This is a genomic window from Pantoea sp. KPR_PJ (assembly GCF_041386365.1).
Taxonomy (GTDB): Bacteria; Pseudomonadota; Gammaproteobacteria; order Enterobacterales; family Enterobacteriaceae; genus Pantoea.
Genome location: NZ_JABMIK010000006.1, coordinates 20,273 through 34,279, shown reverse-complemented (window position 1 = coordinate 34,279; position 14,007 = coordinate 20,273). Strand labels below are relative to the sequence as shown.

Genomic DNA, 14,007 nt, shown 5'->3' with positions numbered 1-14,007 from the left:
GCGTTGTTTGTCTTAGGATTGACTAACTTGTACTGAGGAAAATCGTAATGGCCAAAATCGTTAAAGTCATCGGTCGTGAAATCATCGACTCCCGCGGTAACCCGACTGTTGAAGCGGAAGTGCATCTGGAAGGTGGTTTTGTTGGTCTGGCAGCGGCTCCGTCAGGCGCCTCTACCGGCTCACGTGAAGCGCTGGAACTGCGTGACGGTGACAAATCTCGTTTTCTGGGCAAGGGCGTAACTAAAGCTGTTGCTGCGGTTAACGGTCCGATTGCTGATGCGGTAAAAGGCAAAGACGCGAAAGATCAGGCGAACATCGACAAGATCATGATCGACCTGGACGGTACTGAAAACAAATCCAACTTCGGCGCGAACGCCATCCTGGCGGTTTCTCTGGCTGCGGCAAAAGCAGCTGCAGCGTCAAAAGGCCAGCCGCTGTATGAGCACATCGCAGAGCTGAACGGCACCCCGGGCAAATTCTCTATGCCGCTGCCGATGATGAACATCATCAATGGTGGTGAGCACGCTGACAACAACGTTGATATCCAGGAATTCATGATCCAGCCGGTTGGCGCTTCAACAGTGAAAGAAGCGATCCGCATGGGTTCTGAAGTGTTCCATCACCTGGCGAAAGTGCTGAAGGCGAAAGGCCTGAACACCGCGGTGGGTGACGAAGGCGGTTATGCGCCGAACCTGGGTTCCAACGCTGAAGCGCTGGCCGTTATCGCAGAAGCGGTAAAAGCAGCAGGCTACGAGCTGGGCAAAGACATCACTCTGGCGATGGACTGTGCGGCCTCTGAATTCTACAAAGACGGCAAATATGTGCTGGCTGGCGAAGGCAACAAAGCCTTTACCTCTGAAGAGTTCACCCACTTCCTGGAAGATCTGACCAAACAGTACCCGATCGTCTCTATCGAAGATGGCCTGGACGAGTCAGACTGGAACGGCTTCGCTTACCAGACTAAAGTGCTGGGCGACAAAATCCAGCTGGTGGGCGACGACCTGTTCGTCACCAACACCAAAATTCTGAAAGAAGGTATCGAAAAAGGCATCGCTAACTCCATCCTGATCAAATTTAACCAGATCGGTTCTCTGACCGAAACTCTGGCAGCGATCAAAATGGCGAAAGATGCTGGCTACACCGCGGTGATTTCACACCGTTCAGGTGAAACCGAAGATGCGACCATCGCTGACCTGGCGGTAGGTACAGCAGCAGGCCAGATCAAAACCGGTTCAATGAGCCGTTCTGACCGCGTTGCCAAGTACAACCAGCTGATTCGTATCGAAGAAGCGCTGGGTTCAAAAGCACCGTTCAACGGTCTGAAAGAAGTTAAAGGCCAGGCGTAATCGCCTGCGGGTGCCGTCGCATGACGGCATTTGCCTGAGACAGAGCCCCGCCTTGCGCGGGGCTCTGTTTTTTCTGCGATCGGCCAGTGCGGATAACCGCGACCGGCTGCCACGAGGCGGCCCGACCTGCCCGCAGAGACCCTCATGGCTGACCAGCCTCCAGCGCGCTGCGTTATCTGAAAACGCATGTGGCGTTACTGCCCCTTGCGCAGCCGCTGGCTCTTCGCTCCCGGGGACCCCACATGCGAACTGTTTTGCGGCGTGGCAGCAAATTCAGCACTGAGAAAAGGCACATCGCGTGATTGAGCTGCGCGACAAATCTGCCATAATCAGCGCCCTGTTTTTATCTAGCGAGTCCGTGATGCAATACCCGATTAACGAAATGTTCCAGACGCTCCAGGGAGAGGGGTTTTATACCGGCGTTCCGGCCATCTTTATCCGCTTACAGGGATGCCCGGTGGGTTGTAGCTGGTGTGATACCAAACATACCTGGGAGAAGCTGGCCGATCGGGAAACGGCGCTGGGCGATATTCTGATCAAAACGGTGGAGACGGATGCCTGGGGCAACGCCGATGCGGCGCTGCTGGTCGAGACCATTCAGCGTCAGGGCTGGACGGCGCGTCACGTCGTTATCACCGGCGGTGAACCGGCCATCTACGATCTGCGTCCGCTGACCGCAGCGCTGGAAGCGAACGGCTTTCAGTGCCAGATCGAAACCAGCGGCACGCATGAGGTGCACTGCTCTGAAAAGACCTGGGTTACCGTTTCGCCCAAGGTCAATATGCGCGGCGGCTACGATGTGCTGGCGCAGGCGCTTCAGCGTGCAGATGAGATTAAACATCCGGTCGCACGCGCGCGTGATGTTGAGGCGCTGGATGTCCTGCTGGCGACGCTGACCGACAGCAAAACGCGAGTGATTGCGCTACAGCCAGTCAGCCGTAAGGACGACGCGACGAAGCTCTGCATTGACACCTGCATTGCGCGCAACTGGCGTCTCTCCATGCAGACGCACAAGTATCTGAACATCGCCTGATGGTTGAGAGCAGGGCGGCGATCGCCGCCGCCCGCTACGCTTTACAGGCGCCAGGCACCTTTTACTCTCGCTCTTCGCGGCTTCGGCGCTTCTGAATCCGTTCAGCTTAATCTGCTTACGTCCCTCTGGCTGCTGCCTGTAAACGCGGAAAAAGACCTGTAAGCGTTCCTGCTCCATCTTCAGCAGATCGCTGATGCTTTTGATATCGCTATAGCTGGGATCGATCTTGCTGGCAGGCACCGCGACAATCTTAACGTCCACTTCACCGCCGTCGATCATTTTCACTACGCCGATGGCGCGCAGTTTGATCAGCGTGTCAGGCTGCAACGGCGCGCGCGTATAGAAAATCACGTCGAGCGGATCGTTATCGCCGCCCGGCGATTGTGTCTGAGATCTTTGATTGGCCGGACAGGCGACCGGCATCAACTGAAAGCGATCGGCCACAATAAAGCCCGTTTTCGCCTCGGTCCCATATTTGATGGGGCCACCCGCAGGGATCTCCGTCACGGCATAGCACTCTGCTGGCACATTTTCTGACCGGGAAAGTTGAGAACGTTTTTTGCCTGTACGGCAGCAGAGGCGGACAAAAACAGCACGACCGCGGCAAAATGCCTGAGGTGCATCGTTGATTCTTTTGCTCTTTGGTCAGGAAGAAAACCACGTAGAGAAGAGAGGTGACAGGCAGATGACAACGTCGGGCTGCACAGCTGGCAGCCCGGACGCAGGTTAACCTTTGTAGACGCAACCAGCCGTACAGGTTTCTTTGATCATGACCGCGCTCAGCTCAGGCAGCAGCGGCTTCATTTCATCCCAAATCCATTTCGCCAGCACTTCGCTGGTTGGATTTTCCAGACCCGGAATGTCGTTCAGGTAGTGGTGATCGAGGCGCTCATAAAGGGGCTTGAACGCCGCCTTGAGTTCGGCGAAATCCATCACCCAGCCGGTATGCGCATCCACTTCGCCGGTAATTTCCAGTCGCACCAGAAACGAATGGCCGTGCAGGCGACCGCATTTGTGACCTTCCGGCACGTTAGGGAGGTGATGAGCGGCTTCGAACTGGAACTCTTTAAACAGTGTGGTAGACATAATGGTTCTCAGGCTTAAAAACCGGGGAATTCTACCTGAAATGCGGAATTTTCGCATCCGCATCGCCATAAAGGGTAATTCTGCTGGCCAGACCGCGAGCGTCTCTGATTAACTGGTTGATAAATATTCTTTTTGTTTACCAGTTTTACCGATTAAACCTACCCAAAAAACCACTTAGTCATTTTGGTTATTTATTATGTCGAAGCCGTATTTAATCGTTAATATACGGCCCGGTAACCTACCACTCTTCCCGCTACTTCACGGTCCGGACTTCAGATACTGGAATTTTTAACGCGATGACGACTCAGGCACCCCCAGGTTCTCTGCTCCCGCTTAACCCGGAGCAACTTGCGCGCTTACAGGCGGCAACGACTGATTTTTCTCCCACCCAGCTGGCGTGGCTCTCTGGCTACTTCTGGGGAATGATTAATCAGACGCCCGGCAGCGTAGTGACCAGCGCGCCAGCGGCAGCAGAGGTCCCGGCGATTACGCTGATCTCGGCTTCACAAACCGGTAACGCCCGTCGCGTTGCCGAGCAGCTACGCGACGATCTTCAGGCAGCTAAGCTGAACGTGAAGCTGGTGAACGCGGGTGATTACAAGTTCAAACAGATCGCTCAGGAAAAACTGCTGGTGGTGGTGACCTCCACTCAGGGTGAAGGGGATCCGCCAGAAGAGGCGGTGGCGCTGCACAAATTCCTGATGTCGAAAAAAGCACCGAAGCTCGACGGTGCCGCTTTTGCGGTGCTGGGCCTGGGCGATACCTCTTATGAGTTCTTTAGCAAAGCCGGTAAAGATTTTGACAGCCGCCTGGCGGAGCTGGGGGCAGAGCGCCTGCTGGATCGCGTTGATGCCGACGTTGATTTCGCCGAGGCGGCCGCTCACTGGCGCAGCGCGCTGGTGGAGGTGCTGAAACAGCGCGTGCCGAGCGAAACGCCTGCCCAGGCGGTAGCTACCGCGACCGGCAGCGTCAACGAAGTGCACAGCAGTCCCTACACCAAAGAGGCCCCGCTGACCGCCAGCTTTGCGGTTAACCAGAAAATCACCGGCCGAAACTCTGATAAAGATGTGCGCCATATTGAAATCGACCTGGGCGACTCCGGCCTGCGCTACCAGCCGGGCGACGCGCTGGGCGTCTGGTATGAGAACGATGCTGAGCTGGTGGCAGAGCTGCTGAGCCTGCTGTGGCTAAAAGGCGACGAGCCGGTCCAGATCAACAACGAGACGCTACCGCTTAGCGAGGCGCTGCAAAAGCATTTTGAGCTGACGGTGAATACCGCGCAGATCGTGGAGCAGTATGCCGCCCTGTCGCGCAATGAGACACTGCTGGCGCTGGTAGGCGATAAGGCGAAGCTGCAACACTATGCGCAGACATTCCCGATTGTCGATATGGTACGTAACGCGCCGACCGAACTTAACGCTGACCAGCTGACCGCGCTGCTGCGTCCACTCACGCCGCGTCTCTACTCTATCGCCTCATCGCAGGCGGAAAACGAAACGGAAGTCCATATCACTGTCGGTGCTGTGCGCTTCGACATTGATGGACGCGCCCGTGCAGGCGGTGCATCGAGCTATCTGGCTGACCGTCTGGAGGAGGATGCGGAGGTGCGCGTGTTTATCGAACACAACGATAACTTCCGCCTGCCAGCCAGTCCGGATGCGCCGGTCATTATGATTGGGCCAGGCACCGGTATTGCGCCGTTCCGCGCCTTCATGCAGCAGCGTGAAAACGACGGTGCAGGCGGCAAAAACTGGCTGTTCTTCGGCAACCCGCACTTTACTGAAGATTTCCTTTATCAGGTTGAGTGGCAGCAGTATGTCAAAGAGGGCCTGCTGACCCATATCGATCTCGCCTGGTCGCGCGACCAGGAGCAGAAGGTTTACGTACAGGATAAAATCCGCGCCAAAGGGGCGGAAGTGTGGCGCTGGATCGAAGAGGGCGCGCACATTTATGTTTGCGGCGACGCCAACCGTATGGCGAAAGACGTCGAGCAGGCACTGCTGGATGTGGTGGTCGAACACGGCGCAATGGATCGTGAAACGGCCGACGAATTTTTAAGTGAGCTGCGCATTGAGCGCCGTTATCAGCGAGACGTTTACTAATGAGCGAAAAACACCCTGGGCCGCTGGTTGTAGAAGGTAAGCTGGTCGACGCTGAGCGTCTTAAAAAAGAGAGTAACTATCTGCGCGGCACCATCCTCGACGATCTGGATGATGGTCTGACCGGCGGCTTCAACGGCGACAACTTCCTGCTGATTCGCTTCCACGGTATGTACCAGCAGGATGACCGCGATATTCGCGCGGAACGCGCCGAGCAGAAGCTGGAGCCGCGCCACGCCATGATGCTGCGCTGCCGTCTGCCGGGCGGGATCATTACGCCCACCCAGTGGCTGGCAATTGATCAGTTTGCTACCGAGAAAACCCTTTATGGCAGCATCCGTCTGACCAACCGCCAGACGTTCCAGTTCCACGGCATTTTGAAGAAGAATGTGAAGCCGTCGCACCAGATGCTGCACGAGGTCGGACTTGACGCGCTGGCTACCGCGAACGACGTAAACCGTAACGTGCTTTGCACCTCAAACCCGGTAGAGTCGGAGCTGCATCAGGAAGCCTACGAGTGGGCGAAGAAGATCTCTGAACATCTGCTGCCGCGCACGCGCGCTTATGCAGAGATTTGGTGGGACAAAGAGAAGGTGGCGACCACCGATGAAGAGCCGATCCTCGGTGAGACCTATCTGCCACGTAAGTTTAAAACCACGGTGGTCATCCCACCGCACAACGATGTCGATCTGCACGCCAACGATCTTAACTTCATTGCGGTGGCCGATAAGGGCAAGCTGATTGGCTTTAACCTGCTGGTTGGCGGTGGCCTCTCTATTGAGCACGGTAACAAAGCGACCTACGCACGCACAGCCAGTGAAATTGGCTATCTGCCGCTGAGCAAAACGCTGGACGTGGCGGCGGCGGTAGTGACCACGCAGCGCGACTGGGGCAATCGTACCGATCGTAAAAACGCCAAGACCAAATATACGCTGGAGCGCGTAGGCGTTGAGACCTTTAAAGCGGAAGTGGAAAAGCGTGCAGGCCTGACCTTCGAACCGATTCGCCCGTATGAATTTACCACGCGCGGCGATCGCATTGGCTGGATCAAGGGTATCGATAACAAGTGGCATCTGACGCTGTTTATTGAGAATGGTCGCCTGCTGGATTACCCGGATCGCCCGCTGAAAAGCGGTATCGCAGCCATTGCGCGCGTGCACAAAGGCGACTTCCGCCTGACCGCCAATCAGAACCTGATTGTGGCCGGTGTGCCGGAAAACGAGAAGGCGAAGATTGAGGCCATTGCGCGCGATCATGGCCTGATGGAAAACGTGACCGCGCAGCGCGAAAATTCCATGGCGTGTGTCTCGTTCCCGACCTGTCCGCTGGCAATGGCGGAAGCAGAGCGTTTTCTGCCCGCGTTTGTCACTAAAGTGGAAGAGATCATGCACCGCCACGGCGTGGGCGACGAGCACATTGTGCTACGCGTTACGGGTTGTCCTAACGGCTGTGGGCGTGCCATGCTGGCGGAGATTGGTCTGGTGGGCAAAGCGCCGGGCCGTTACAACCTGCATCTTGGCGGCAACCGCATCGGCACCCGTATTCCACGCATGTATCGTGAGAATATTACCGAAAGCGAGATCCTCGCCAGTATTGATGAGCTGGTGGCGCGCTGGGCACAGGAGCGTCAGGGCGATGAAGGCTTTGGTGATTTCACCATCCGCGCAGGCATTATCAAGCCGGTGGTCGATCCGGCACGCGACTTCTGGGATTCGGAGGCAGTATGAGTCAGTTTGACCTCGCAGCACTGAGTGAAATGAACAAAGTTGAGCGCACGCTGGCATTAGCGGCTACCAATGCGCAGCTGGAGAAAAGCACGGCAGAGGCGCGCGTCAGCTGGGCGCTGGAAAATCTGCCGGGGGCGTTTGTGCTCTCCTCAAGTTTTGGCATTCAGGCTGCGGTGTCGCTGCATCTGGTGACGCGCCAGCAGCCCGATATTCCGGTGATCCTCACCGATACCGGCTACCTGTTCCCGGAGACCTACCGCTTTATTGATGAGCTGGCTGACCAGCTCAATCTCAACCTGAAGGTGTTCAGTGCCGAAACGTCGGCGGCCTGGCAGGAAGCGCGCTATGGCAAACTGTGGGAGCAGGGGGTAGAGGGCATCGAGCAGTACAACCAGATCAACAAGGTTGAGCCAATGAACCGGGCGCTGAAAACGCTGGGTGCACAGACCTGGTTTGCCGGACTGCGTCGCGAACAGTCTGGCAGCCGCGCGAATTTGCCGGTGCTGAACGTGCAGCGTGGCGTATTCAAGGTGCTGCCGATCGTTGACTGGGATAACCGTCAGATTCACCAGTATCTGCAGCAGCACAATCTGAAATATCATCCGCTCTGGGATGAGGGCTATTTGTCCGTAGGCGATACCCATACGACGCGCAAATGGGAGCCGGGCATGGCGGAAGAAGAGACGCGCTTCTTTGGCCTGAAGCGTGAGTGCGGCCTGCACGAAGGCTAATTCTTCAGGCGCGCGGTGACAGAACCGCGCGCCTGCTGACTACATCCCCATCAGCGCCGAAAACGCTTCTGTTGTGCGCGTCACGTTCAGCTTTGTTACCTCATAGTTTGCCACGGCCACAAAAGGATCTTCCGCCAGGATGGTATCCAGCCGCACGCGATCGATATCCTTTGCCAGTACGATGCCGCCGGTGCGCGGATCTTTACGGCCAGCCGCAATAAATACGCCAGCGGCGAAGTAGCGATCCAGCCACTCAATATGCGGTTGCAGCAGCGCTTCTGCCTCTTCCACCGGACGAAAATAGCTCAACGAGACGATATACATGATTATCCTCACACTTTGGGGTTGGTCAGCTCGCCGAGCAGCGGCAGCAGCACCTTCACGCTGTCGCGCGTGCGCAGCGTAATGCGTCCCGGCAGCCAGCGATCCAGGTAGCTGAGATTATCGCGGTCGGTCTGGTGGCGCGTGGTGCCATCCGGGAAGTGGGCGGAGCGGCTGCGCTGCTGCCCACCGTTTTTACTGCCCAGCGCCCAGTTACTCGCCGTGACGTCCAGCAGCGGAAAGCCGGCTTTATCAAAGGCGTTAACGCCGGTGTAGTCGTGCGCGCTCAGCTGATGGCTGGCGGCAGGAATGCCGAGCTGCTGCGCCAGACGTAGCGCACGCTCGCTGGTCTGTTTGCGCACCGCGCGCGGCGTATTGCTGCCGCTGTTGAAGTAGAGGTGATCGCCCGTAATCAGGCTGTTCAGATCGACCACCAGCAGCGTGTTCTTCTTCTCTTTCGCGCTCATGCGTGCCACATAATCCTGCATACCGCCAAATTCTGCCTCACCCGCGCTCAACGCGACGAAACGCACGCCATAGTGCAGCGGCCGCTGGCTCAGCTGCTGAGCCAGCTCCAGCATCACGCCCAGTCCGGAGGCATTGTCATCCGCGCCCTGTAAGCGCAGGCCGCCAAGATTATGCTCGGCGTCGCTGCTGCTGAGGGGTGTCCAGGTATCGAGATGCGCCACTATCAGAATCTCCTGCGGGGCGCTTCCCGCCCGCGCGGCAATCACTGAGGTCGCGGTGACCTTATGCCAGCGCATCTCGCCATCTTTTTCTTGCCAGCGGTAGCCGGTCTTAAACTGACGCGTATTACTCTGAAAACCGAGCGCAGTGAACTGCTGCTGCAGGTAGTCAGCGGCCATCATTTCAGCCGGGCTGCCGCTCATGCGGCCAGGGAAATAGGTCGCAATATGGCGAAGCTGCTGCTCGGCAAACTCTCCCGGCTTAACGCTGGCGGCCTGGGCGTGCAGAGCGAAACCGCAATTCAACAGCGCAGCCAGCGCTGTCAGGCGGAGAAAGGCAAACATGCTGTGTTCCTTGTGGAGTCATCCCGTGACAAAAAGCCAAAAATTTTTTCGCCGTTTAGTATGAAACTGTGATCGGTATTAAACAATTTCATTTGTACTGAAAGCCTTGTCAGATCATCTGTTAAGCACAATTTGTTATGACATAACCCAGCGCGTTATTCCATTCGGTAACTACTCATTCCAATTCGTAATTTCATCTGCCAGAAGGGCGCAACGTATAGTCGCGTTAAATTACGGTTACAACACCAGGGTTAACGTGGACTATTTGCCTCTTTTCGCCGATCTCAAGGGTCGTCCGGTGCTGGTGGTTGGCGGCGGCGACGTGGCGGCACGCAAAATTGAACTGCTGCGCCGTGCCTCTGCGCAGGTGCGCGTGGTATCGCGTGAGCTTGGCCCTGAACTCCAGGCGCTCTGTCAGGAACAGCAGATTGAATGGCTGGCCACCACTTTTGAACCGGCTCAGCTGGACCAGGTGTTTTTGGTTATCGCCGCGACCGACGATAACCTGCTCAACCGTCAGGTTTACGACGAGGCCAATGCCCGTCACCGGCTGGTCAATGTGGTGGACGATCAGCCTAAATGCAGCTTTATTTTCCCCTCTATTGTGGACCGCTCTCCGCTGGTGGTTGCCATCTCCTCCAGCGGCACCGCGCCGGTGCTGGCGCGCATGCTGCGTGAGAAGTTAGAGGCACTCCTTCCCGCCAGCCTCGGGCAGATGGCCGACGTCGCGGGTGCGTTTCGTGACAGCGTGAAGCAGCGTTTTAGCCGCATGTCAGACCGCCGTCGCTTCTGGGAGCGCGCTTTTAATGGCTTGTTTGCCAGCCAGATGTCGGCGGGCAACGTCGACGAAGCAAAACGTACGCTGCAGCGCGAGCTGGATGACGAGCCGAACCGTGAAGGTGAAATTATTTTGGTTGGCGCGGGGCCGGGTGACAGTGGGCTGCTGACATTGCGCGGCCTGCAGGTGATGCAGCTGGCTGATGTGGTGCTCTATGACCATCTGGTGAGTGATGACGTTCTGGATCTGGTGCGCCGCGACGCTGACCGTATCTGCGTTGGCAAACGCGCCGGTGCCCACTCGGTGCCGCAGGAAGAGACCAATCGCCTGCTGGTTGAGCTGGCGCGCAAAGGCAAGCGCGTAGTGCGTCTGAAAGGAGGCGATCCCTTTATCTTTGGGCGTGGTGGCGAAGAGCTTCAGGCGGCGCAGGAAGCGGGCATTCCCTTTCAGGTTGTCCCCGGCGTTACGGCCGCCGCAGGCGCAACCGCCTATGCCGGTATTCCGCTGACCCACCGTGACTATGCGCAGAGCGTGATGTTTATTACCGGCCACTGCCGCGCCGACGGCGACGGCATCGACTGGCCTTCGCTGGCGCGTGCGCGTCAGACGCTGGCTATTTATATGGGGACGGTAAAAGCCGCCGAGATTAGCGAAGGGTTAATCCGTCATGGCCGCGCCGCTGAGACCCCGGTTGCGGTGATTGGCCGCGGCACGCGTCAGGATCAGCAGGTGCTGACGGGCACATTAGAACAGCTCGAAACGCTGGCCGCCGCTGCGCCGACCCCCGCGCTGTTGGTCATCGGGGAAGTCGTAAATTTGCACGGGCAGCTGGCCTGGTTTCAACATTCTGCACAGCAGGCGACCCGCGAGTCCGCCGTTGTCAATCTGGCTTGAGGAAAAATCATGGACCAAAAAAGACTCACTCATCTGCGTCAGTTAGAGGCGGAAAGCATCCATATCATCCGTGAAGTGGCGGCGGAGTTCAGCAATCCCGTCATGATGTACTCCATCGGCAAAGACTCGTCGGTGATGCTGCATCTGGCGCGTAAAGCCTTCTATCCGGGCACGCTGCCGTTTCCGCTGCTTCATGTCGACACCGGCTGGAAGTTCCGCGAGATGTATGCGTTCCGCGATCGCACCGTCAAAGAGATGGGGGCAGAGCTGCTGGTTCACCGCAACCCGGAAGGCGTGGCGATGGGCATTAACCCCTTTGTGCACGGCAGTGCCAAACACACTGACATCATGAAAACCGAAGGACTGAAGCAGGCGCTGAACAAATATGGCTTTGATGCTGCCTTCGGCGGCGCACGCCGCGACGAAGAGAAGTCCCGTGCCAAGGAGCGTATCTACTCTTTTCGCGACCGCTTCCATCGCTGGGATCCGAAAAACCAGCGTCCGGAGCTGTGGCACAACTACAACGGCCAGATTAACAAGGGCGAGAGCATCCGCGTCTTCCCGCTGTCGAACTGGACCGAACTGGATATCTGGCAGTACATCTTTCTGGAAAATATTGAGATCGTTCCGCTCTATCTTGCCGCGCCGCGCCCGGTACTGGAGCGTGACGGCATGCTGATGATGGTCGATGACGACCGTATCAATTTGCAGCCGGGTGAAGTGATCAAGCAGCGCATGGTGCGTTTCCGTACGCTCGGCTGCTGGCCGCTGACCGGTGCCGTGGAGTCGGAAGCGCAGACGCTGCCGGAAATTATTGAAGAGATGCTGGTCTCTACCACCAGCGAACGCCAGGGCCGCGTAATTGACCGCGATCAGTCCGGTTCGATGGAACTGAAAAAACGTCAGGGTTATTTCTAAGGAGACGCAGATGAATACCGTTATTGCACAACAGATTGCCGATCAGGGCGGCGTGGAAGCCTGGCTGACTGCGCAACAGCATAAAAGTCTGCTGCGTTTTCTTACCTGCGGCAGCGTGGACGACGGCAAAAGCACGCTGATTGGCCGTCTGCTGCACGATACCCGTCAGATTTATGAAGATCAGCTCTCCTCGCTGCACAACGACAGCAAACGCCACGGTACCCAGGGTGAGAAGCTTGACCTGGCGCTGCTGGTTGATGGTTTGCAGGCGGAGCGCGAGCAGGGCATTACCATTGACGTTGCTTATCGCTACTTCTCCACTGAGAAGCGCAAATTTATTATTGCTGATACGCCGGGGCATGAGCAGTACACCCGCAATATGGCGACCGGCGCCTCAACCTGCGATCTGGCAATTCTGCTGATCGACGCGCGTAAGGGCGTACTGGACCAGACGCGTCGCCACAGCTTTATCTCTACGCTGCTGGGCATTAAGCACCTGGTTGTCGCCATCAACAAAATGGATCTGGTGGAGTACAGCCAGGAAACCTATGAGCAGATTAAACAGGATTATCTCGACTTTGCGGCGCAGTTGCCCCAAGACCTGGATATCCGTTTTGTGCCGATGTCAGCGCTGGAAGGCGACAACGTCGCCACGCCGAGCCAGACCATGCCGTGGTACAGCGGCCCGACGCTGCTCGACGTGCTGGAAACCGTTGAGGTGAAGCGCGTGGTTGACGCGCAGCCGATGCGCTTTCCGGTGCAGTACGTCAACCGCCCAAATCTGGATTTCCGCGGCTACGCGGGCACGCTGGCCTCTGGTGTGGTGAAGGTTGGACAGCGCGTGAAGGTACTGCCGTCGGGCGTGGAATCGACCGTGGCGCGTATCGTGACCTTTGACGGCGATTTAGACGAAGCTGGTGCGGGTGAAGCCATTACCCTGGTGTTGCAGGATGAGATCGACATCAGCCGTGGCGACCTGCTGGTTAACAGCGACGCCGCGCTGGAAGCGGTGCAGTCAGCCACGGTGAATGTGGTCTGGATGGCGGAGCAGGCGCTCCAGCCGGGCCAGAGCTACGACATTAAAATCGCCGGTAAAAAAGCGCGTGCGCGCGTGACAAACATTATCCATCAGGTCGAAATCAACACGCTGGAGACGCGCGCCGCCGAATCGCTGCCGCTGAACGGGATCGGCCTGGTTGAAATGACCTTCGACGAACCGATGGTGCTGGATAAGTATCAGCAGAACCCGGTAACCGGCGGCATGATCTTTATTGATCGCCTGAGTAACGTTACCGTCGGCGCGGGCATGATCCATGAACCGCTGAGCGGTGCGGCACAGTCGTCTGGTCAGTTCAGCGACTTTGAGCTGGAACTGAATGCACTGATTCGCCGTCACTTCCCGCACTGGAACGCGCGCGATCTGCTGGGCGGTGAGTAATGGCGCAGCACGATGATAACGTGGTGTGGCACGATCATCCGGTTACGCGCGAGGCGCGCGAGCAGCAGCACGGCCATCAGGGCGTGGTGCTGTGGTTTACCGGTTTGTCAGGCTCGGGTAAGTCAACCGTGGCTGGGGCACTGGAGCAGGCGCTGCATCGGCTTAACGTCAGTACCTATTTGCTGGACGGCGATAATGTCCGGCATGGCCTCTGCCGCGATCTCGGGTTCAGTGACGATGATCGTCGGGAAAATATTCGCCGCGTCGGTGAGGTAGCGAAGCTGATGGTGGATGCGGGGCTGGTAGTGCTGACGGCATTTATCTCACCGCACCGCGCCGAGCGCCAGATGGTACGCGATCTCCTGCCGGAAGGGCGCTTTATTGAAGTTTTTGTCGATACGCCGCTGGCGGTGTGCGAAGCGCGCGATCCCAAGGGATTGTACAAGAAAGCCCGGGCGGGTGAATTGCGCAATTTTACCGGTATCGACAGCGTCTATGAAGCACCCGAGCAGCCAGAAATATGCTTAGCGGGCGAACAAATGGTTACAAAACTGACCGACCAATTGTTAGACCTGCTGCGCGACCGCGATATTATCGGATCCTGA

General features: G+C 57.4%; 12 protein-coding genes and 1 pseudogene. 9 read left to right on the top strand and 4 right to left on the bottom strand.

All coding sequences use genetic code 11. The annotated features are described in order from the left end of the window. The first annotated feature begins 47 nt into the window (after nucleotides 1–47). Together eno and queE are read left to right on the top strand one after the other, a co-directional pair. Nucleotides 48–1,346, top strand: a complete 1,299-nt coding sequence (eno, locus tag HP564_RS13745; protein ID WP_123801677.1) for a phosphopyruvate hydratase — start codon at nucleotides 48–50, stop codon at nucleotides 1,344–1,346. Nucleotides 1,347–1,707: 361 nt separating this feature from the next. Then, a complete protein-coding gene (gene queE / locus HP564_RS13740) occupies nucleotides 1,708–2,379 on the top strand; it encodes a 7-carboxy-7-deazaguanine synthase QueE (protein ID WP_371243905.1) in 672 nt (223 codons plus the stop codon). Nucleotides 2,380–2,439: 60 nt separating this feature from the next. Here queE and HP564_RS13735 read toward each other — a convergent pair. Then, nucleotides 2,440–3,002: pseudogene (locus HP564_RS13735) on the bottom strand (inorganic diphosphatase); the annotation flags it as partial. A gap of 103 nt (nucleotides 3,003–3,105) precedes the next feature. Further along, nucleotides 3,106–3,468, bottom strand: a complete 363-nt coding sequence (gene queD, locus HP564_RS13730; protein ID WP_199756247.1) for a 6-carboxytetrahydropterin synthase QueD — start codon at nucleotides 3,466–3,468, stop codon at nucleotides 3,106–3,108. Between the two features lie 293 nt (nucleotides 3,469–3,761). Here queD and cysJ point away from each other — a divergent pair, with 293 nt between their 5' ends. From cysJ to HP564_RS13715, 3 genes are read left to right on the top strand one after another with little or no spacing between them, the layout of a single operon-like run. Beyond that, a complete protein-coding gene (cysJ, locus tag HP564_RS13725; protein ID WP_371243903.1) occupies nucleotides 3,762–5,567 on the top strand; it encodes an NADPH-dependent assimilatory sulfite reductase flavoprotein subunit in 1,806 nt (601 codons plus the stop codon). Further along, nucleotides 5,567–7,291, top strand: a complete 1,725-nt coding sequence (cysI, locus tag HP564_RS13720) for an assimilatory sulfite reductase (NADPH) hemoprotein subunit (RefSeq protein WP_371243901.1) — start codon at nucleotides 5,567–5,569, stop codon at nucleotides 7,289–7,291. Before cysJ ends, cysI begins: the two co-directional genes overlap by 1 nt. Further along, nucleotides 7,288–8,022, top strand: coding sequence for a phosphoadenylyl-sulfate reductase (locus tag HP564_RS13715; protein WP_371243899.1), 735 nt, complete (start codon nucleotides 7,288–7,290; stop codon nucleotides 8,020–8,022). Before cysI ends, HP564_RS13715 begins: the two co-directional genes overlap by 4 nt. A gap of 39 nt (nucleotides 8,023–8,061) precedes the next feature. On the opposite strand, the gene HP564_RS13710 is transcribed toward HP564_RS13715, so the two are convergent. Together HP564_RS13710 and HP564_RS13705 are read right to left on the bottom strand one after the other, a co-directional pair. Next, on the bottom strand, nucleotides 8,062–8,346 hold the full coding sequence (locus HP564_RS13710) for a YciI family protein (protein ID WP_371243897.1): 285 nt from the start codon (nucleotides 8,344–8,346) through the stop codon (nucleotides 8,062–8,064). Nucleotides 8,347–8,354: 8 nt separating this feature from the next. Continuing rightward, nucleotides 8,355–9,374, bottom strand: coding sequence for an aminopeptidase (locus HP564_RS13705; protein ID WP_371243895.1), 1,020 nt, complete (start codon nucleotides 9,372–9,374; stop codon nucleotides 8,355–8,357). A gap of 256 nt (nucleotides 9,375–9,630) precedes the next feature. Between HP564_RS13705 and cysG the strand changes: the two genes are divergently transcribed. Genes cysG through cysC form a run of 4 tightly spaced genes read left to right on the top strand, consistent with a single transcriptional unit; the run spans nucleotide 9,631 to nucleotide 14,007 of the window. Next, on the top strand, nucleotides 9,631–11,046 hold the full coding sequence (gene cysG / locus HP564_RS13700) for a siroheme synthase CysG (protein WP_371243893.1): 1,416 nt from the start codon (nucleotides 9,631–9,633) through the stop codon (nucleotides 11,044–11,046). 9 nt (nucleotides 11,047–11,055) lie between these two features. Then, complete coding sequence (gene cysD / locus HP564_RS13695) at nucleotides 11,056–11,964, top strand: sulfate adenylyltransferase subunit CysD (RefSeq protein ID WP_311783930.1); 909 nt, start codon at nucleotides 11,056–11,058, stop codon at nucleotides 11,962–11,964. Nucleotides 11,965–11,974: 10 nt separating this feature from the next. Further along, complete coding sequence (cysN, locus tag HP564_RS13690; RefSeq protein WP_371243890.1) at nucleotides 11,975–13,402, top strand: sulfate adenylyltransferase subunit CysN; 1,428 nt, start codon at nucleotides 11,975–11,977, stop codon at nucleotides 13,400–13,402. After that, nucleotides 13,402–14,007, top strand: a complete 606-nt coding sequence (gene cysC, locus HP564_RS13685; RefSeq protein ID WP_371243889.1) for an adenylyl-sulfate kinase — start codon at nucleotides 13,402–13,404, stop codon at nucleotides 14,005–14,007. Before cysN ends, cysC begins: the two co-directional genes overlap by 1 nt.

Coding starts and splice junctions, on each gene's coding strand:
- eno (WP_123801677.1), top strand. CDS start 48: ATGGCCAAAATCGTTAAAGTCATCGGTCGTGAAATCATCGACTCCCGC.
- queE (WP_371243905.1), top strand. CDS start 1,708: ATGCAATACCCGATTAACGAAATGTTCCAGACGCTCCAGGGAGAGGGG.
- cysJ (WP_371243903.1), top strand. CDS start 3,762: ATGACGACTCAGGCACCCCCAGGTTCTCTGCTCCCGCTTAACCCGGAG.
- cysI (WP_371243901.1), top strand. CDS start 5,567: ATGAGCGAAAAACACCCTGGGCCGCTGGTTGTAGAAGGTAAGCTGGTC.
- HP564_RS13715 (WP_371243899.1), top strand. CDS start 7,288: ATGAGTCAGTTTGACCTCGCAGCACTGAGTGAAATGAACAAAGTTGAG.
- HP564_RS13710 (WP_371243897.1), bottom strand. CDS start 8,346: ATGTATATCGTCTCGTTGAGCTATTTTCGTCCGGTGGAAGAGGCAGAA.
- HP564_RS13705 (WP_371243895.1), bottom strand. CDS start 9,374: ATGTTTGCCTTTCTCCGCCTGACAGCGCTGGCTGCGCTGTTGAATTGC.
- cysD (WP_311783930.1), top strand. CDS start 11,056: ATGGACCAAAAAAGACTCACTCATCTGCGTCAGTTAGAGGCGGAAAGC.
- cysN (WP_371243890.1), top strand. CDS start 11,975: ATGAATACCGTTATTGCACAACAGATTGCCGATCAGGGCGGCGTGGAA.
- cysC (WP_371243889.1), top strand. CDS start 13,402: ATGGCGCAGCACGATGATAACGTGGTGTGGCACGATCATCCGGTTACG.